Genomic DNA, 20,513 nt, shown 5'->3' on the forward strand with positions numbered 1-20,513 from the left:
AATTAAAATTTACTTATGTTACAACGATGTAGTTTGTTATAATATTGGTGATTTGTCAAAAAAAAGACGCTTTTTAAGGGATATCGTCAATATTCCTTAAAAAATCACATTTTTGTTAAGAATATCTTAATACCATTTTCTTCGGAAGAGGCCCAACAGCGATTGAGGGTCTAAGGTGAATTTTATTCTAATTTTTTGATCGTAGTTGGGTTGACCTATTTCCCAACCAAGATTGGAATAAATTGGGAAGTAGAGTTCAAAATAATCGGTCACAAGGTCTAGCTTTATACCTGAGTCATATACAAATGCTGGATTAAGTCCTTTATTTTTTACGAAACCTAAATCGCCATAACCTTCAATGTACTTCCAAATGGTCGTGCTCACATTTGCTGTCGTTATCCATTGGTTTGCAAAGGGTGTTTCTAATTTTGATTTGAAACCACCTTCCGCAATAATAATTTGCTGACTAAAAATCCCGGAATCCTCTGATCGACCTAAATAATTGTAATCAAACAAATAATCTGTTGGACGGTCTAAAGCAAAACTAAAATAATCTGAATTTGGATCTGTATTATTATATAAAAAAGTACCTGCAAATAAACGTAGGTTAAATTGTCTATTGCTTTCAGAGAGTTTTCTGTACTCGTAATTAATGGCAACTTTTCCAAATTTTTCTGCAAATTGAACATCGTAATACCATCTATTAAAATCAATCAATCCAGGGTCTGAGCTAATATATCTTAAATTTAAAACGCTGTAATCTGGTTCTAATAAATTTTCTATAATAGCATTCTCTCCAACTTCCCTTTCGATTTTTAAATACCTAAGGTTTAGGAATTTTGATTTATCAGATCTAAAGTCATCATTATCCCGAAATGCCATTGAGAAATTTGGAGTAAAAATGGTTACAAATGAATCTTCTGCGAATGAGTTGTATCTCGCGGTCATTCCGTAGGAAATATTATAAAGATCCATATCCTCAATATTGTGGGTATAATAGATAGAACCTCCTCCAGTAAACGACTTTGATTTTGTTGCATATTGAGGCGAAAAGCGATAATTTAAACGTTTTCTCAATACTGTTTTATTGTAAAATTTCGCACCTAATGTAACACCATCATAAATATTATTGAACTCTACAATAGGCATTACAAATATTTGATTGTAGTAAGGGTCTTCTACATCTTTAAACAATCTAAATTGGATGGGTTTGTTATTGAATAAAAAACCATTAAGCGATTTGTAATTGTCTCTTAAATTAAATTCTGGTATGGTATTGTCATAATTAAGAGCCAATCTATCTATACTGTCTCTGGGTATGGTTAACTCTTTTTCTTCACCAATATTTTCTATCCAAGTTTTTGAGACTATTGAATCATTTTGTAATGAAAATAAGGAAATAGGCATATTATGGTCACGCTTATTTTTTATGGTGAAGCGAATGGAATCTTCAAATTTTTTGACCTTGCTGATCTTGAAATCAATTTTTTTTCTGGTATCTATATAATCTGTAAAAAACCAATCTACGTCCTTAGAGGTTTTAGATTTAAGAAGACTTTCAAAATCCTTTGAGCTTGTGAGCTCTAGTTGATTTGTTTTTAAATACTGCGAAATGGTCTCTTCAACAGTATTGGCATTTACATAATCATCTAAATAACGCAAACCAATACCTGCTTTGTATTTTCCAGCAATGTTGGCATTATATTTTAATAGAGAATCTTTAGATGTTGTAAGCGGTTGGTCACGATTTGTCCTGGCCATTTGCATGAAAAACAAATTGAACTGATCGTTATAACCTAAATCTGCAGCATGAAATGAACGAACTCCCCAAAAATTAGCCAAAGTGCCCAATAACTTTGTTTCAGGATAGTAAGTGTCAACATATTTCATTAAATAATAAATCTGGATCCCATCACGAAGCCAATAATCTTTTCTTGGGTTAATTAATAAAGTGTTTTCCAAATAATTATTTAGCGCAGTCTTTAATAATTTTAATTCATACTGAAAACTATCTGGAAACGGACGTATAAAATTGGGTAATTGGTTTAAACCATATAAAGGGTCTTTTTTATAATCCCCTTTAGTAATAAGCATTCGCTCATGAGGGTAATCTCCCAGCTGTTCAGTTATGAAACTTGTAATCTTATCGGTAACCAGAGCTTTTTCTTCTGGAGTAATTCCTTCGGAAGGTAAATCGGAATAAATAGTAAAATCATCTGTTTGAACAAACTTAAATCCAGAAAACCTTGTAAGTATCAAATTAGTGTTGACTCTATCTTTTCCGTATAAATAAAAAACTTGTTTGTCTATTGTTTGTTTGATGTCAATTGTATTTAGTTCTGAAACAAGTTGATAATTGATAGGAAACTCTATTTTAAGAGTAATATCTGCTTTTGGCGTGTATAAATCATCTAGATTTTTATTGCTGTAAAATTGCCATTCTCCATTGTAAATCGATGGTGTTATGTACCAATATTTTAAGTTTATATTTTTTTCTGCGCTAATGCCATAGCCTGTAAAACTATCATCTGGCAATATGATATCATAAGCCAATGAAATATCATATGATTGGTTGGGCAGTAATGGTTGATTAAGTTGGACTTCAATTATATCTGGATTGTCTGCCTTATTTTGAAAAGTTAAGGAATTGTTTAATTTGTCTCGTATGCCAGTAATTGATGTATAGCCTCGTTGTTCACTTTTTGCAAGGTGAAATTTGTCATTAAACTCTTCTGTAAACCGCGTTGCTAAAGGTGTCGTTTTTGTGGAGTAAGCGTTGTTCCAGTCGTTAAGATAAATACTTGTAAGCGTATCGTTACTTTTGTTTTGATACGTTATGCTTTGTTTAATTGTAATGGTTTTGGACGCTATATCTACTACTGCATCTACGTCAATTTTATTTTGACCTACAACAAGACAACTCCAAAATAGGAGAAAAATACATGAAAAAGGGCTTAATTTCAATGGGCAACTAGAAATTTTAATGGTTTAAACTGAAATCTTGAACTTGTAATATAATAGATGCCACTGCTTATCTGAGTAACGTCTAGTGATATTAACGTATTATTAACGTCAACAGTTTTAATTACCTGCCCTAGACTATTAAAAATAATTAACTCCAAATCATTTTGTAGGCTTAAATTGGCTTCCAGTTTTAGAGTATTATCAATGACATTTGATCCTAAAATTGTCAACAATTTTGGTGCTGTAAATTCTGGGATACTTAATGATTGATTGGTTTGTAGTTCTAGTATAACGGGAAGATGGTCACTAAAATTGTGTAGCGCATCTCTAATTGCGAATGAAAAATCTGAACCTGCGCAATTCGTAGAGTTTATAGATTGGTTATAGCAGTTTGTGTTCTCATTGTTACCATAAACGTCATAACTACCTGAGATAAAAGAAAGGTCTGGATTGGTGCTTAAATTTTCCGAAGTCATAATAAAATCAAACCTATCATCAAAACCTCCAGTCGTACCGCCAAGTCCTGTTTGTGTTCTTGTAGATTGCGTCATCACATCCACAAAGCTTGGGTTATTGTGCCAACTCCCAATGCGGTTTGCTGGATCAATAAATGTGATGTTATTGCTTGGATCTATGAGTCTTTGAAATGCAAGTTCAGAATCTGTATAAATATTGAAATCTCCTGCTAAGACCACATTACTATCTTCTGGGAAATCATCCAAATAAATCACCAGATCCTCAATCATTTCCAATCTTGACGCTTGATTCTCGCTTCCGCTTGAAGCCTTAAGGTGGCAAACAAAAAAATCAATTACTATAGGTGCTGTTTCTTGTTCTACGGAATTTATCTTCAGCTTATAATGATTAAAATCCCTAAAAATAGTGGTGACAATGGCTTGACTCTCTAAAATAAACTTAGTACTGTCATAATAAATCAATTGTTGTAGATCATTTTGATTGCTCAGGTTATCATCTGATGTGTTGAGTTCAAAAGTTGCACTTACGTAGTCTGGATTGATCGTTTGTAACGAACTTAGTATCGTATTAGCTCCTTCTTCATTATTGAGCTCGCAAACCATAAAGATATCTGGTCTGTAATCATCGAGAATAAATTCTAAGGATGCTAACCTATCTGGCACAGCATCTTCTAAAGGAAAATTTAGCAAATTATAGAACATAAGTTTGAAATCTGCTTGAGCAAAACCTGAAGTAGAGCAAAATACAAACAATAAAACAAATAAAAATAATTTCTTAATCATAGCGGTAATTGGGAAATTCTTAAAGTTGTATTTTTAGAAATTAGGACTCAGGCCATATTCTTTATAGAATTTATCTAGTATTGAAATAACTTCATCTGCACTGTCTACCAAATGGATAAGATCTAGATCTTTAGCACTAATATTATTGTTGGCTTCTAATAACGTAGTTTTTACCCAATCCATTAGACCACCCCAAAATTCAGTTCCAACAAGTATGATTGGGAATTTTTCAATTTTATTAGTTTGAATAAGGGTAATAGCTTCAAAAAGTTCATCTAAAGTTCCAAAACCTCCAGGCATTACAACAAAGCCCTGTGAGTATTTAACAAACATAACTTTACGCACGAAAAAATAATCAAAATCAAGGCTCTTGTCATTGTCAATATAGGGATTGTCATGTTGCTCAAAAGGTAGATCAATATTCAAACCAACCGAAGTTCCTCCTGCAATATGAGCACCTTTGTTACCAGCTTCCATAATACCTGGTCCACCACCTGTAATCACGCCATACCCGTGATCTACGATCTTGGTTGCCATTTCTTCAGCTAGTTTATAGTATTTATGGTCTGGTTTTGTTCTAGCAGAACCAAATATGGATACACATGGTCCTATCTTGCTTAATTTTTCATAGCCATTAACAAATTCTCCCATGATTTTAAAAATCGCCCAAGAGTCATTTGTTTTAATCTCATTCCAACCTTTATGGTTTTGTTCTTTTCTCATATATAATTAATATTTATAAACTTTTCAAAGTCACAAATTTAAATCAAATACAGAAAAAACACGTAATTATTGAAGTTTATAATAGATGATTTATAAACAAAAAAAGAGTAGTCCACAATAATGAACTACTCTTTTTTAATTTATTTTGGTTTGTCTTATAAAGGCTTACGTCCTGAAATAATATTATACAAAATTACAATGATTGCAATTACTAATAAAACGTGAATTAAACCACTTGTTCCAAGTCCTGGAATAACTCCTAGAAATCCCAATAACCATGCTATTATACAAATTACTGCTACTAGCCATAAAATACTTTTCATAATTGTTTAGTTTTAATGTTATAATAATAAGTTACACAAAACTTTGATACAAAAAAATAAATAGAGCGATAGCACTAATTTCTTAACGGATTGAGAACATATTTACTTTTTTCTTCGGAAATATCTCTCATTTTAGCTCTTTTTTTAAAAATTTTGCAGTATAGCTTTTTTTATCCTTAATGATTTCTTCTGGAGTTCCCTTAGCAACAACCTTTCCGCCACCTTGACCTCCTTCGTAGCCAATATCTATAATGTAGTCACACATTTTTATAACGTCTAGGTTATGCTCAATAATTAATACGGTATTGCCTTTGTCGACTAACTTATTGAGCACTAACATTAAAACTCTAATGTCCTCAAAGTGAAGTCCAGTAGTAGGTTCATCAAGAATATAAAATGTATTGCCTGTGTCACGTTTACTTAATTCTGTAGCTAATTTAATGCGTTGTGCCTCACCACCAGAAAGGGTTGTGCTTTGCTGGCCAAGTGTAATGTAGCCCAATCCCACATCAACAATTGTTGACAGTTTTTTATGGATTTTAGGGATATGCTCAAAAAAGTCAACCGCTTCATTCATTGTCATATCCAAAACATCACTAATAGATTTCCCTTTATACCTAATTTCTAAAGTTTCCCGATTAAAACGCTTGCCTTGGCAGGTTTCACATTCTACGTAAACGTCTGGTAGAAAATTCATTTCAATCACTCGTAATCCACCACCTTGGCACGTTTCACATCGCCCGCCTTTAACATTAAAACTAAAACGACCAGGTTTGTAACCACGAATCATCGCTTCGGGTATTTTAGCAAACAAACTTCTAATCTCATCAAAAGTTTTGGTGTATGTTGCAGGATTACTTCGTGGTGTCCTGCCAATTGGAGATTGGTTAATATCAATAACCTTGTCACAATGCTCCAAACCTTTGATGCTCTTATAAGGCATGGGTTTTTTAACGCCATTAAAATAAAAGGCATTCATAATAGGGTAGAGTGTTTCATTGATAAGTGTTGACTTACCGCTCCCAGAAACACCAGTAATACCAATCATTTGACCTAAAGGTAACTCTACCGAAACATTTTTTAAGTTATTACCTGTACAACCTTTTAAGACTATTTTTTTACCGTTACCTTTTCTTCTTTTCTCCGGAACGGGAATCTCGCGTTTCCCATTAAGATAATCTGCAGTTAAAGTGTCGTGGGTCAATAATTCCGCTGGAGTACCAATACTTATAATCTCACCGCCATATTTTCCAGCCCTTGGGCCAATATCAATAACATAATCTGCGCGTTCAATCATATCTTTATCATGCTCAACAACGATAACAGAGTTACCAATGTCACGTAAAGAGACTAAAGAATTAATCAGTTTTTCATTATCTCGCTGGTGCAAACCAATACTTGGCTCATCTAAAATATAAAGTACGCCAACCAATTGGGAGCCTATTTGAGTTGCCAATCTAATACGTTGTGCTTCACCGCCAGAAAGTGATTTAGAGCCTCTGTTTAGTGATAAATAGTCCAGGCCAACATCTAATAAAAATTTGATTCTCGCTCTAATTTCCTTGATAACTTCCTCTGCAATTTGTAGTTGCGTTTTACTCAATTTTCCATTTAACGTAGAAAACCAATCTGCCAGATCCACAATATCTTTATTGGCCAGTTCTGCAATATTTAAGCCATTGACTTTAAAATATAGAGACTCCTTTCTAAGACGGGAACCTTCACAAGTTGAGCATTTAACCTTGTCCATATAATCCTTGGCCCAACGTTTAAGTGACGTAGTTTCGGCATTTTGGTATTGGCTTTCAATAAAATTGGCAACACCCTCAAAATCGATTTTATAGTCCCTCGTGACGCCTAATGTTTTACTTTCTACGGAAAACTTATCGTTACCACCATACATAATCATTTGTTTTGCTTCCGCAGGAATATCTTTAAATGGATCATTCAACGTGAAATTGAATCGTTGTGCAATCGTTTCAAACTGTTTGAAGATCCAGCTGTTTTTTTGTGGTCCATGTGGCGCCAGCGCACCAGCTTTTATCGAGATAGAATCGTCTGGAACGATTTTATTTTCATTCACTTGATAAAGCGTTCCAATGCCATTACACGTCTCACAAGCGCCTTTTGGAGAGTTGAAAGAAAAGTTGTTCGGTTCAGGATTTGGGTATGAAATTCCAGAGGATGGGCACATCAAATTACGACTAAAATAACGAGCCTCATTGGTGTCGTGATCTAAAATCATTAAAACATCATCACCATGATACATGGCAGTATTTATGGTTTCTGCTAATCGCTTGTCATTATCGTCACTGTCATCAATTTTTAATCGGTCAATTACAATTTCAATATCATGGGTTTTATAACGATCCAGTTTCATACCTTTTACCAGATCCCTAACTTCACCATCGGCTCTCACTTTTACAAAGCCCTGTTTGGCGATCTGTTCAAAAAGTTCACGATAATGACCTTTTCGAGACCTCACGACAGGCGAGAGTATATTGATTTTTTTACCTTTATAGCTTTCTTTTATGAGCTCTTTAATTTGCTCATCACTGTAACTTACCATTTTTTCGCCTGTGTTGTAACTGTATGCATCACTTGCGCGAGCGTATAGCAAACGAAGGAAATCGTAAATTTCTGTTATGGTCCCAACAGTAGATCGTGGTGATTTACTGGTGGTTTTTTGTTCAATGGCAATTACTGGCGAGAGACCATCAATTTTATCAACATCAGGACGTTCTAATCCGCCAAGAAACTGTCTCGCATAAGCAGAAAATGTTTCGATATAACGACGCTGCCCTTCCGCATAAATAGTATCAAATGCCAATGATGATTTTCCACTACCTGAAAGTCCTGTAATAACAACAAGTTTTTCTCTGGGAATGGTAACATCGATATTCTTTAGATTGTGTACTCTGGCACCTTGAACTTCAATAGCATCATCAAATTTGGTCATAAATCTTTTAAAATTTCTGGGATTATTTGCAAAGTTGCAAAGGTACAGATTTAGTTGTTAAATTCTTGTGAACTTTGTTTGTAGATTCATTATAATTGTAAGAGAATTAAAAATATTGAAACCATGCAAATATTAGGAATAGGATCAAGAATAGACCACAAAGAATACGGTAAAGGAGTCGTCACCAATGTGACTTCAAAACACTATTGGGTGACTTTTATGGAAAACGGACTAGAAACCATAGATATCGATGGCGATTTTGAAGTCATTGAAGCTTGCGAAGACGAAGTAGACACGATTAGTTTTGCTGAAGTTGAAAGTAGCTTGGTACAAATTTTAAAGCGTTGGAGTGATGCAAGCGAAGTTGTGGCCATTGCAGATAAGTTTAAAGGCGGAAAACTAATTCTCCAACCAGAAGACACCAATTTAAAATCCCAAGAAGTGCCAATCGATACCTTCTTTCATAAAATAACAATGGTACGTGATCGCTTACGGGTTATGGAACAAAAGATAAATTCCAGTAATTTAGAAGAGCAGGAAAAAATTGATTTGCAACAATATATCACTCGTAGCTACGGAAGTCTAACGAGCTTTAATGTGCTTTTTAAATTAAAGACGCAGCAGTTTGTAGGACAGAGGAGTAAGTAGGATTTAGTTACTTATTAAAGTTTTTAGTGGTTCGTTTTCATTAAAAGTAAAATGAATACCAATAAAATTGATTTAAAATTTGAAATCGATATAAATATTGAGATTCTGAAACAAGTTCAGAATGACGATAAACTTAGCTCAATCCTATTTAAATTAATTTTTGCTTAACACCCTCTGCTAAAGCCAAAGCAGCTGTTTTATGTCTTCTAAACCAAAGCTCAGGTTCTATGAGTTCTAATTCAGAAAGTGCGATGTGACCATCATTATCTTCAAATATATCAACTCTCGCGTAGATTGGCAATTCTGGGCAAGCAGCTACTGCATTTTCTGCAAATAAGATGTCTTCTTCGGAAGGCTTATAATCATGAACACTTCCACCAAAATCATCTTGAACTCTAAAATCGCCAGCTTTCGCTTTTTTTAGAATGGCGTGCGAGAACTTTCCATTAAAAACCATCATAGATATTTCGCCTTTGTTTATAAAATTGTGTTGAAATGGTTGTAACATCATAGATTCTGAAGAAATCAATTCTTGGAAAATCTGTTCATGGTGGTAATAATTTTCCGAAGATAATTTATATGTATGTCTTGCAGCTCCAGAAATACAGGGTTTTAGCACAGTTTCATCCCAATTTAAAATGTCGTGCAATTGCGCTAAGGTGACTTTTGAGCCCTTTTCTATAAAATGACTTTGCGCAATATGAATCCCTTTTTTATCAAGATCCAATAAGTAATGTTTATCAATATTCCAACGAATGATCTTTTCAGAATTAAGCAGTAACGTTTTTGAAGAAATCTTTTCTAACCACATGGAAAACTCATCAAAGCGATCAAAATAATCCCAAGTGGATCTAAACAAAACCGATCGTGTTGAGGACCAATCAAAAAACATATCATCCCAAGCCAGGCGCAATGTTTTGAGCCCAACTTGTTCTAAGGCATGATAGACCAAACGGTCTTCATAATAGACATTATGCTTATAATCGTCAGTTTTAGAATCGTTTAGGTAGCGACTATCGGTAAGGATTACTACGTCATAATCTTTTTTCAAATTTTATGGATTTTGTTATTTTTTTTGATTTCAGCATTAAAATCCAACACCAACATCATCACCACGATGATCTGCTCCAGCCTCTAAAGTACCATCTTCTAAAATGAGAATCGCATCTACTTTACCAATAATAGGTGTTCGTTTTTCGTTTATAGTATAGCCTTTAGTTTCTAATTGTATTAAGAGTGATTGATCAAAACGATTGGGTTCTATCCTAATTTCCTCTGGGAGCCATTGATGATGAAAACGTGGTGCATCAACCGCTTCCTGCATTGTCATATCAAACTCGTGAACATTTAAAATAGTTTGTAAAACCGAAGTAATAATCGTTGAACCACCAGGTGTACCAACGACCATAAACAGTTTCCCCTCCTTTTCTACGATTGTTGGAGTCATAGCGCTCAACATTCGTTTTTGTGGCGCGATCGAATTAGCTTCTCCGCCAATGAGCCCATAGACATTTGGTACTCCAGGTTTGCTACTAAAATCGTCCATTTCGTTATTTAAGAAAAAGCCCAAATTTTCTGGATATAATTTTGAACCGTAAGCGCCATTTAAGGTTGTGGTGACCGCTACTGCATTTCCAAACTGGTCAACGATAGAGTAGTGGGTGGTTTCTTCGTGTTCTTGATATTGGATGCCTTCGGAAATTTGCATACTATAATTCTCAATCCTTCCGTAGGAAATAGAATCTGAAGGGGTCGCATTTTCAAACGAAAAATTAGCCATTCGCTTTTTTAGATACTCATCGCTCAATAAATCTTTAATTGGAATGTTTACAAAATCGGGATCGCCTAAGTAGTAACTTCGATCTGCATAAGCGCGTTTTTCGGCTTCAACGATAATTTGAATCGCTTCCAAAGAATTTTGGCCATATTGGCTCACATCGTAAGGCTCGATCATCTTCATGATTTGTGCGAGACACAATCCGCCAGAAGAAGGAGGAGACATTGAGATGATTTTTAGATTGTCGTACTCAAAAGTGATTGGTTCTCGCCATTGGGCTTGATATTGCGCTAAATCTTCCGAAGTTATAATTCCGCCCTTTTGGTTTATGAATTTCACTAATTGAGTTGCGGTTTGACCAGTGTAAAATTCATCGCGACCGTTTTTTGAGATGCGTTTTAGCGTTTCTGCAAGAGGCAAATTTTTAAATGTAGAATTTACTTTTATCGTTTTATTGATAGGCATTTGTTTTCCGTTTACAGCAGTGATAATGCTGTCATATTCGATAAATCGCTCTTGTTGTTTTTTTGTGATGGTGAAGCCATTTTCAGCTAAGGCGATGACAGGTTTTAAGAGTGTTTCGATGGGAAGACTTCCAAATTTTTTGTGTGCTGCAAAAATTCCTGCAACCGTTCCCGGAACTCCAACAGCGTAAGCGCCAACGGTACTTTTGTAGGGTATTACATTATTTAGCGAATCCAAATACATATTTTTACTTGCTGCCAATGGTGCCTTTTCGCGATAATCGAGTGCGCCAGTTTCTCCAGTATTTAGGCGATACACCATAAACCCTCCACCTCCAAGGTTTCCTGCATAAGGGTAGGTTACTGCGAGTGCCATTTCTGTAGCAAACATTGCGTCAAAGGCATTACCGCCTTGTTTTAAAATATCACTTCCAATTTTTGAGGCTTCTTCACGTGCAGAGACTACCATAGCTTCTTGTGTGATGTTGCCACGTTTCGAGATTTGCTCTTTCTTGCAGGACAAGGCAAGAAAACAGATTATTAAAATTAGAATTCTAGTTTTCATTTGAGAAATTTGTTTCAATATCTTGTAGCGTTTGAGTAGAGAATATGATCAATTCTTCAAAAAAAGAAGTGAACTCCTCTTCAAACTCTGTGTAATATTCTTGAAGTTCTATTGTTGCGGTATTCATGCCAGATTTGTTTTTTGTTCGTCTATTCATGCCATCCAATACTTTTTGGATGCCCTCAATTTTAGCGTAACTTAACAACCAATTATCTGCAATCATATAAGGCATCATTTTTTGAATTCGTATTGGTAGAATCTCAAAATGCTCTTCCAGCAAATCATAAAATTTTGCAATGTATTTATCCAGCGGAATGTCTGAATAGTGATCCCAATTCTTAGCTAAAAAATGATCGTAGAGAATATCTACAATGACTCCGCTGTAATGGCCATAATTCTCGTGCAATCGTTTCGTGCTCAGTCTTACTGTAGGATGTGCATCTGTAAATGTATCGATTTGTCGATGTAAAAGAATGCCTTTTTGAATATTGACAGGATATTTTACATATCGTTTGCCTCTAATCCCATCTGCGATGAAATTACCAATTGTGATTTGATCATCGTTGTTGGAAAGGTAAATGTGGGCTAGAAAATTCATTGTTGAAATTTACGAATTGTGAACTTAGTTATACAATTTTGAAATAGTATATTTGAAAAAAAATAATTACAATGACACTAATAAAATCAATTTCAGGAATACGTGGCACCATTGGAGGTAATGTAGGAGACAATCTAACACCAATTGATGCGGTTAAATTTGCATCGGCTTATGGCACTTGGATCAAACAACAAAGAGATAAAGACAATTACAGAGTTGTAGTTGGAAGAGATGCTAGAATTTCCGGAGAAATGATTCAGAATTTAGTAATGAATACTTTGGTTGGTATGGGGATTCACGTCATTGATTTGGGTTTATCAACAACGCCAACGGTTGAGATAGCTGTGCCAATGGAACATGCAGATGGCGGTATTATCCTAACTGCAAGCCATAACCCAAAACAATGGAATGCTCTAAAACTGTTAGACGCCAAAGGTGAATTTTTAAATGGAGAAGAAGGCGCGAAGATTTTGAATATTGCAGAAAGTAATGATATGTCTTTTGCAGAGGTTGATGATTTGGGTAAGATTACAATAAATGATGCTTACATTGATCTACATATTGACGAGGTTTTAAATTTAAAATTAGTCAACAAAAAAGCGATTGAAAAAGAAAATTTTAAAGTAGTCGTAGATGGCGTAAATTCTACAGGAGGTATTGCTATTCCGTTACTTTTAGAGCGATTAGGTGTGCAAGCGGTAGAATTGTACTGTGATCCTACGGGACATTTTCCTCACAACCCAGAACCATTAAAAGAACATCTTACAGATTTATCTGAAGCTGTAGTTAAAGCCAATGCAGATTTTGGAATTGTAGTTGATCCAGATGTAGATCGTTTGGCGTTTATGGATGAAAAAGGAGAAATGTTTGGAGAAGAATATACATTGGTTGCCTGTGCAGACTATGTATTGAGCAAAACGCCAGGTAATACAGTAAGTAACATGAGCTCTACTAGAGCACTTCGTGATATTACTGAAAAGCATGGCGGAACTTACGAAGCAAGCGCAGTGGGAGAGGTGAACGTTGTAAACCTCATGAAAAAGAATAAAGCAGTTATTGGTGGTGAAGGTAATGGCGGAATTATTTATCCTGATTCTCACTACGGAAGAGATGCGCTAGTTGGCGTCGCCCTGTTTTTGAGTTTATTGGCAGAAAAACAAATGAAAGTAAGTGAGCTGAGAGCAAGCTATCCAAATTATTTTATGAGTAAAAAGAAAATCCAATTAACACCACAATTAGATGTTGATGGATTACTGGAGGCGATGGAGCAAAAATTTTCCGAAGAAAATATAACCACTATTGATGGTGTAAAAATTGATTTCGCAAACTCATGGGTTCATCTTAGAAAAAGTAATACCGAACCAATAATTAGGATTTATACTGAAGCTCCAAGCCAAAAAGAAGCAGACGATTTAGCAGATCGTATCATTTCAGAAATTAAGGTAATCGCAAATATTTAGTATCTTTACAAAAAGCTTTTCATTATGATTTCTACGGAAGTTAAAACGCCTAAACCATCGCAACTAGAATTGTATTTTAACAAATTTAGGCAACACATTATTGGGATAGGACAAGAATTCAAATCTCCCTACGGAAATCAGAAAATCATTTATACAGATTGGACAGCATCTGGAAGATTGTACAGACCAATCGAAGACAAATTATGCAATGAGTTTGGACCTTTTGTAGCCAACACCCATACAGAAACTACGGTGTCTGGAACCGCAATGACCAAAGCCTATCACGAAGCTAGACATATTATCAAAAACCATGTCAATTGTGATGACGATGATGTGCTAATCGTTTGTGGTAGTGGGATGACAGAGGCTATAAATAAATTCCAGAGAATTTTAGGATTGAAAGTGCCTGAGAACCTTCAAAAATACACAACAATTCCTGATGAGATTCGTCCTGTGGTTTTTATCACACATATGGAGCATCACTCTAATCAAACATCGTGGTTAGAAACTATAGCTAAAGTAGAGGTGATTCCACCAGACGAGGAAGGATTGTTCAGTTTAGAAAATCTAGAAATTTTACTTGAGAAACACAAAGATTGTACCTTAAAAATAGCATCCGTAATTGGAGGATCAAATGTCACAGGTATTGAAACACCATATCACGACATTGCAGAAGTGATGCATAACCATGGAGGCGTTTGCTTTGTAGATTTTGCCTGCTCAGCACCGTATGTTAATATTGATATGCACCCAGAAAACGAACTTCAAAAGTTAGATGCGGTTTTCTTCTCACCACATAAATTTTTAGGTGGTCCTGGAACATCTGGTGTTTTGATTTTCAATAAAAAATTATATAAAAATATGATTCCCGATTGTCCTGGTGGCGGAACAGTAAGCTGGACAAATCCTTGGGGAGAACACAAATACATAGATAATATTGAGGATAGGGAAGATGGAGGAACTCCAGGATTCTTGCAAGCCATAAAAACCGCTTTAGCCATAAAGTTGAAAGAGGATATGGGAGTAGAGAATATTCTAAAACGCGAGCATGAATTGGTAAGTAAGATTTTTGAAGACATGTCAACTGTTGAGAATCTTCATATTCTTGCAGGACAACATCAAAAACGTTTAGGAGTTATTTCTTTTTATGTAGATGGTCTGCATTATAATTTAGGTGTTAAGTTATTGAATGACCGTTTTGGGATTCAAACTCGAGGTGGATGTAGTTGTGCTGGTACATATGGTCATTTTTTGTTACACGTAGATCAACAAACAAGTAATGAATTAACCAATGAGATTTCTATTGGAGATTTGGTTCGTAAGCCTGGTTGGATACGTATGTCAATACATCCAACAACTACAAATGAAGAGCTGGAATTAGTTATTAAAGGCTTAAAAGCATTAGCGAAAAATCATGAAGAATGGGCGAAAGACTATAAATATGATGCCAAAACTAACGAGTTTATACATGAATCACTAGTCAACCATACTCAAGACAACAGTCAAATCGAATCTTGGTTCACTTTTTAACTACATCATAATTTTCTGGAGAATCATCTTTGTGTTTCCACCTTTTGTGCGTCCATAAATAAAATTCTGGAGCCTCATAAATTTGTTTTTCAACTAAACGGAAAAATTGATCTGTAATCTCATAATTTTCAAATTCTTTAGGGTTTTCAGTAATTGTTTCAAAGGTGGTTTCATAAAAGCCTCTTTTCAATCGTTTCACTCTAAAAAATACAACTGCTAAATCAATTCGTTTTGCTAACATTTCAGCACCTGTGTGCATAGGTACTTTATAACCCATAAATTCTCCCCAATGCAGTGCTTTGTATGGTTTTGCAGACTGGTCTGAGACAAATCCGCAGATAAACGTTTCCTTTTTGACCTTTGCTCTAATTAATGTTGGGATGGTTTCTTTAGTCGTAATCAATTCACTGTTGTATTTGGCTCTAATACCTTTAATAAGTCTGTCAAAATACTTGTTTTCTAACCGCTTATAAACAGCATAGCCTTTGTTGTGGATGTAGCTTTGTAAGATGAAAATCCACTCCCAACTTCCATAATGAGCGCACATTAGTGCTACACTTTTACCTTCTTTTTCTAGTTTTTGTAAAACCTCAACGTTTGCAAATGTGAAACGTTTTTTCATTTCCTTTTCTGAAATGGTCAATGATTTGATAGCTTCAACTATCATATCACACAAGTGATGGTAAAACTTATTGGTGATGGATGTAATCTCTTTATCACTTTTATCAGGAAACACCAATTTTAAATTAGATTTCACAACACTCTTTCGATACCCGAAAATACGATAGATCCATAGGTATAAAAAATCAGAAAAAGCATAAAGTAGCCTAAAAGGAAGAATAGAAATCATCCATAAAAAAGGATAAACTAAAATGTATATTATAAATTGCATTATTGATTAGATTTGCAATCGCAAATATATATATAATAAAACGTTTATAATCTATGGGTAGTTTGAGTTTATTTACCATTATCATTATTGCAGCTAATGCATTGATCTCTTATAAGGGATTTAATGATTATATTTTTTTTGAACGCTATAAATTCAATGTTGGCGCCATAAAAAGAGGTGAGCAGTTTAGAGTGTTCAGTTCTGGTTTTTTACATGCAGATATGCAGCATTTGCTATTTAATATGTTAACACTCTACTTTTTTGCAGATCGTGTGATCTATTTTGTTGGAGAATTTAATTTTTTAATCATTTATGTTGGTAGCCTTATCTTAGGAAGTTTGATGTCTTATTATTTTCACCAAAACGAGTATCAATATAGTGCTGTTGGTGCCAGTGGTGCTGTAATGGGAATATTGTATGCTGCTATTTTAGTAGATCCAATGATGAAGATTTATGGGTTTATACCAGGTTTCGTTTTTGGTATCGCTTATCTCTTATATTCTATCTACGGAATGAAAAATAGAATAGGCAATATTGGTCACGATGCACATTTTGGAGGTGCAGTTGGTGGATATGCCATTACACTCATTGTGATGCCATCACTTTTTGAAACAGATTTACTTATGGTATGTTTATTGGCAATTCCAATAATAGTCCTGTTTGTGATGCACAAATTGGGCAAAATTTGAAACAAAAAAAGCCTTTAATAAATATTAAAGACTCATTTTCTAAGTAAAATTTATTTTAATTAAGTAGCTCTGCAATTTTCGCTTCGAGAGCAGCGCCTCTTAAATTTTTCGCTACAATTTTTCCGGTTTCATCCAAAATAAATGTTGCGGGAATTGACTTAATATTATAGGCTCTTGCTACTGGATCGTTAAAATAGCTCAGGTTTGAAACGTGACTCCAGGTAAGATTATCTTTTTCTATAGCCTGTACCCAAGCTTCTTTAGGGTCTTTTTGCCTACCAGTACCATCCAGTGACACTCCAATGATTTCCAGCCCTTTGTCATGATATTTCTCATATACTTTAACTACGTTAGGATTTTCTCTTCTACAAGGTCCACACCATGCTGCCCAAAAATCGATTATAGTTACTTTGCCAAGTGCATCTTTAAGCGATAATTGTTTTCCGTCTGGAGTTGGAGCAGAAAATTGAGGAGCCATGCTACCTATTTCAGTAGCGCCTTCAGCAGCTCTTATTTTTTTAGTTTGATCTATTTTTATGGCAATTTGTTTGCCTAAGGTTGAGTTTTTTACATCTTCATCTAAGCTGTTTAAAGAGGTCTCTAGTTTATCAACGTCAGAATCTTTAGAATTTAGTTCATTACCTATAAATATTAGAGAAGCCACATTGCCTTTGTTTTTTTCGATGTATTTATATAGTATATTTGATTGATCTGTTGCTATACCTAGCATATCATTGTTTAAGTTCTCTAATGTGCTAGCATCTTGGGAAGTTCTTAACTGGCCCATAATTTTATTACGCCTGTTCCCAAGCTCTCTCATATCTTCAAAATAAGCGTTGAAAGCATCATTAGCTTCAGTTCCTTTTATGACGGTTTTATCGATTTTATCTTTATCTAGAGTTACATCATAAGCATCATTTTCGATTATAAAAGGCATACTACCATTTATGCTATTTACCGAAAGATACCATATTTGCGGATTATCTACTTTGCCCTCAAAAACAAATTTCTCGTTCATTATAATTGCAGTGTCCTGGTTTATTTTTCTGTTACGCTCGTCAGACGTTTGTAAATACACTCTAATACCATTGTAAACTCCGGGAGCTTCTCCAGTAATTCTATAGCCATCAAGAGGCATTTTCTTTTCTTCCGTTTTACAGCCTATAATCAATAAACACAATGTTAAAATTGAAAGTAATTTTCTCATAATTATAAATTTTGTAGTGCAAATATAATAAGTTAGTTGGGAGAAAATCAACCTTGTTTTCATAATTACATCTAAAATTGCAATACTTTTGTAAAAAATTAGTGGATGATATATCAAGATACAATTATTGCTCTTGCTACTGCTTCTGGAAGCGGAGCTATCGCTGTGATTAGACTTTCAGGAAGTGAGGCAATTTCAATTGTTGATGACCATTTTAAATCTGTAGTAAGCAATAAATCGTTATTAAAACAATCTACACATACAGTTCATCTTGGGCATATTGTAGATGAAAAACGAGTTATTGACGAAGTTTTGGTGTCCGTATTTAAAAATCCAAATTCGTACACGGGCGAAAATGTTGTAGAAATTTCATGCCATGGTAGTTTATATATTCAGCAGGAAATCATACAATTATTTCTTCGGAAAGGTTGCCGAATGGCCAATGCGGGAGAATTTACATTAAGGGCATTTCTAAACGGAAAATTAGATTTGTCACAAGCAGAAGCTGTTGCAGATTTGATTGCCAGCGATAATGAAGCCTCACATCAAGTTGCGATGCAGCAAATGCGTGGCGGATTTTCTTCTGAAATCGCTAAATTAAGAGAAGAGCTATTAAACTTTGCCTCTTTAATTGAATTAGAGCTCGACTTTGCAGAAGAAGATGTAGAATTTGCAGATCGTTCACAGTTTAAAGATCTTATAGACAGGATCACGTTTGTTCTAAAACGATTGATAGATTCCTTTGCGGTTGGCAATGTTATAAAAAACGGAATTCCCGTAGCCATCGTTGGTGAACCAAATGTTGGTAAATCCACATTGCTCAATGCCCTTTTAAATGAAGAGCGCGCTATAGTATCTGAAATTGCTGGAACTACAAGAGATACCATTGAAGATGAAATTTCTATTGGAGGTATTGGATTTAGGTTCATTGATACCGCAGGAATACGAGAAACCAAAGATATTGTAGAATCAATAGGTATTAAAAAAACCTTTGAAAAAATAGAACAAGCCCAAGTGGTAATCTACCTTTTTGATGCTACGCAGTTTGAAAGTCAAAGTTCTAGATTTAAGGTTGAGCTTGAAAAAATCAAGAATAAATATCCACAAAAACCTTTGATCGTACTGTCTAATAAAATAGACAAGGTTGATGATGTTCAAATTTCAGAAATGCAAAAAGAGATTTCAAATATTCAATTACTGTCGGCTAAAACAGGTTTTGGCGTTGAGCAACTAACCAATTCTTTATTAGAATTAATTAATACTGGTGCATTACGCAATAATGAAACAATCGTGACCAATTCGCGTCATTATGATGCTCTTTTAAAAGCTTTTGAGGAAGTTCAAAAAGTTAAAACTGGATTAGAAACAGGGTTATCTGGAGATTTATTGGCTATTGATATTCGCCAGGCATTATTCCATTTTGGAGAAATTACAGGAGAGATTACAAATGACGATCTGTTGGGTAATATTTTTGCTAATTTTTGTATCGGGAAGTAATATGAGATATAGAATACTACTACTCATAATATGTTTCTCTGTTATTGCTTCAGCACAAAACATAACAACTCATGTTTACTCAGTAAAAAATCGAGATTCCTTAAAATTAGATGTTTACACGCCACAAAAAATTGCAGATAGTATAAAACTGCCAGTTGTAGTTTGGATGCATGGTGGTGGATTCTCTGGAGGAAGCCGAGAAGGAGCAGATGAGAAAAAGCTTATGAAATTTGTGTCAGATAATGGTTTTATTGGTGTTTCAATATCCTATAGATTACTACGGAAAGGTGCTCGAACAGGTTTTGGTTGCAAATGTTCAAAAGAAGAAAAATTATTCACTTTTGCCAAAGCTGCTGAAGATTTTTTGGATGCAACAAATTTCCTTATAACCTACAGCGATTCATTACATATCGATACAAAAAAAATTATTGCAGGAGGAAGCAGTGCGGGAGCAGAAGCTGTTTTGAGCGCAGTTTATATGAAAGATTATTTTATTGAAGATACAACACTTTACGATTCTATTCATTATGCTGGCGTCATGTCTTTTGCTGGTGCAATGGTCGATGAAAATTACATTACTAAAGAAAACGCAGTACCAACCGTAATGTTTCATGGCACAAATGATAATACTGTACCATACTCTAAGGATGTTCACCATAAATGCAAGCCAGAAGATAAAGGATATCTCATTCTTAATGGATCTGGTGTGATATTTACAAGGTTAGAAACGCTTAATATATCCTATTATTTGTTTAGGGTAGAAGGCGGTCAACATGAAGTTTCGTCAATAAACTTTAAGGAAATTAATAATATATTGAGTTTTCTAAAGAGCACTATTTTAGATTCTAAGGTAATTCAAACCAAACGTTTAGAGTTTAAAAAATAATGTTATGATGGCATCAGAGTTTTTAAGGTTTTGATATCTTTAAATTTAGTACTATTTTGTACAAATATCCCT

General features: G+C 34.6%; 16 protein-coding genes. 6 read left to right on the top strand and 10 right to left on the bottom strand.

Annotated features, from left to right (window positions below):
- Nucleotides 1–126: 126 nt before the first annotated feature.
- The 5 genes from GQ40_RS03335 to uvrA all read right to left on the bottom strand — a co-directional run bounded on the left by GQ40_RS03335 (nucleotide 127) and on the right by uvrA (nucleotide 8,228).
- On the bottom strand, nucleotides 127–2,964 hold the full coding sequence (locus GQ40_RS03335; RefSeq protein ID WP_047545731.1) for a metalloprotease: 2,838 nt from the start codon (nucleotides 2,962–2,964) through the stop codon (nucleotides 127–129).
- Complete coding sequence (locus GQ40_RS03340; RefSeq protein ID WP_047545733.1) at nucleotides 2,961–4,223, bottom strand: endonuclease/exonuclease/phosphatase family protein; 1,263 nt, start codon at nucleotides 4,221–4,223, stop codon at nucleotides 2,961–2,963. The genes GQ40_RS03335 and GQ40_RS03340 overlap by 4 nt, the downstream gene beginning before the upstream one ends.
- A 33-nt stretch (nucleotides 4,224–4,256) precedes the next feature.
- Nucleotides 4,257–4,946 (bottom strand): TIGR00730 family Rossman fold protein, encoded by a 690-nt coding sequence (locus GQ40_RS03345; protein ID WP_047545736.1) that lies wholly within the window; start codon nucleotides 4,944–4,946, stop codon nucleotides 4,257–4,259.
- Nucleotides 4,947–5,101: 155 nt separating this feature from the next.
- On the bottom strand, nucleotides 5,102–5,269 hold the full coding sequence (locus GQ40_RS17545) for a lmo0937 family membrane protein (RefSeq protein ID WP_047545738.1): 168 nt from the start codon (nucleotides 5,267–5,269) through the stop codon (nucleotides 5,102–5,104).
- A gap of 127 nt (nucleotides 5,270–5,396) precedes the next feature.
- Entirely contained in the window at nucleotides 5,397–8,228 is a 2,832-nt protein-coding gene (gene uvrA, locus GQ40_RS03355) for an excinuclease ABC subunit UvrA (RefSeq protein WP_047545740.1), read from the bottom strand.
- Nucleotides 8,229–8,351: 123 nt separating this feature from the next.
- Here uvrA and GQ40_RS03360 point away from each other — a divergent pair, with 123 nt between their 5' ends.
- Nucleotides 8,352–8,876 carry a hypothetical protein gene (locus GQ40_RS03360; protein WP_047545742.1) on the top strand — a complete coding sequence of 175 codons (525 nt, stop codon included), beginning with the start codon at nucleotides 8,352–8,354 and terminating at the stop codon, nucleotides 8,874–8,876.
- A gap of 148 nt (nucleotides 8,877–9,024) precedes the next feature.
- On the opposite strand, the gene GQ40_RS03365 is transcribed toward GQ40_RS03360, so the two are convergent.
- The 3 genes from GQ40_RS03365 to GQ40_RS03375 are packed head-to-tail and all read right to left on the bottom strand — an operon-like array spanning nucleotide 9,025 to nucleotide 12,280.
- Nucleotides 9,025–9,927, bottom strand: a complete 903-nt coding sequence (locus tag GQ40_RS03365) for a RimK family alpha-L-glutamate ligase (protein WP_047545744.1) — start codon at nucleotides 9,925–9,927, stop codon at nucleotides 9,025–9,027.
- A gap of 36 nt (nucleotides 9,928–9,963) precedes the next feature.
- Nucleotides 9,964–11,682 carry a gamma-glutamyltransferase gene (gene ggt, locus GQ40_RS03370; protein WP_047545746.1) on the bottom strand — a complete coding sequence of 573 codons (1,719 nt, stop codon included), beginning with the start codon at nucleotides 11,680–11,682 and terminating at the stop codon, nucleotides 9,964–9,966.
- Entirely contained in the window at nucleotides 11,672–12,280 is a 609-nt protein-coding gene (locus tag GQ40_RS03375; RefSeq protein ID WP_047545749.1) for an ACP phosphodiesterase, read from the bottom strand. Before GQ40_RS03375 ends, ggt begins: the two co-directional genes overlap by 11 nt.
- A gap of 71 nt (nucleotides 12,281–12,351) precedes the next feature.
- Here GQ40_RS03375 and glmM point away from each other — a divergent pair, with 71 nt between their 5' ends.
- Together glmM and GQ40_RS03385 are read left to right on the top strand one after the other, a co-directional pair.
- On the top strand, nucleotides 12,352–13,740 hold the full coding sequence (glmM, locus tag GQ40_RS03380; protein WP_047545751.1) for a phosphoglucosamine mutase: 1,389 nt from the start codon (nucleotides 12,352–12,354) through the stop codon (nucleotides 13,738–13,740).
- A gap of 24 nt (nucleotides 13,741–13,764) precedes the next feature.
- The gene (locus GQ40_RS03385) at nucleotides 13,765–15,270 is read left to right on the top strand and encodes an aminotransferase class V-fold PLP-dependent enzyme (protein WP_047545753.1); all 1,506 of its coding nucleotides are present in this window, start codon (nucleotides 13,765–13,767) and stop codon (nucleotides 15,268–15,270) included.
- Here the strand turns inward: GQ40_RS03385 and GQ40_RS03390 are convergent.
- On the bottom strand, nucleotides 15,260–16,162 hold the full coding sequence (locus GQ40_RS03390; RefSeq protein ID WP_047545755.1) for a lysophospholipid acyltransferase family protein: 903 nt from the start codon (nucleotides 16,160–16,162) through the stop codon (nucleotides 15,260–15,262). The two genes, GQ40_RS03385 and GQ40_RS03390, sit on opposite strands and share 11 nt — an antisense overlap.
- A gap of 53 nt (nucleotides 16,163–16,215) precedes the next feature.
- Between GQ40_RS03390 and GQ40_RS03395 the strand changes: the two genes are divergently transcribed.
- Nucleotides 16,216–16,851 (top strand): rhomboid family intramembrane serine protease, encoded by a 636-nt coding sequence (locus GQ40_RS03395; RefSeq protein WP_047545757.1) that lies wholly within the window; start codon nucleotides 16,216–16,218, stop codon nucleotides 16,849–16,851.
- 55 nt (nucleotides 16,852–16,906) lie between these two features.
- Here the strand turns inward: GQ40_RS03395 and GQ40_RS03400 are convergent, their stop codons facing one another.
- A complete protein-coding gene (locus GQ40_RS03400; protein WP_047545759.1) occupies nucleotides 16,907–18,058 on the bottom strand; it encodes a TlpA disulfide reductase family protein in 1,152 nt (383 codons plus the stop codon).
- Between the two features lie 105 nt (nucleotides 18,059–18,163).
- Here GQ40_RS03400 and mnmE point away from each other — a divergent pair, with 105 nt between their 5' ends.
- Both mnmE and GQ40_RS03410 read left to right on the top strand, forming a co-directional pair.
- The gene (mnmE, locus tag GQ40_RS03405) at nucleotides 18,164–19,555 is read left to right on the top strand and encodes a tRNA uridine-5-carboxymethylaminomethyl(34) synthesis GTPase MnmE (protein ID WP_047545760.1); all 1,392 of its coding nucleotides are present in this window, start codon (nucleotides 18,164–18,166) and stop codon (nucleotides 19,553–19,555) included.
- Between the two features lies 1 nt (nucleotide 19,556).
- On the top strand, nucleotides 19,557–20,441 hold the full coding sequence (locus GQ40_RS03410; protein WP_047545762.1) for an alpha/beta hydrolase: 885 nt from the start codon (nucleotides 19,557–19,559) through the stop codon (nucleotides 20,439–20,441).
- Nucleotides 20,442–20,513 lie beyond the last annotated feature (72 nt).

This window comes from Psychroserpens sp. Hel_I_66 (assembly GCF_000799465.1).
Lineage (GTDB): Bacteria > Bacteroidota > Bacteroidia > Flavobacteriales > Flavobacteriaceae > Psychroserpens.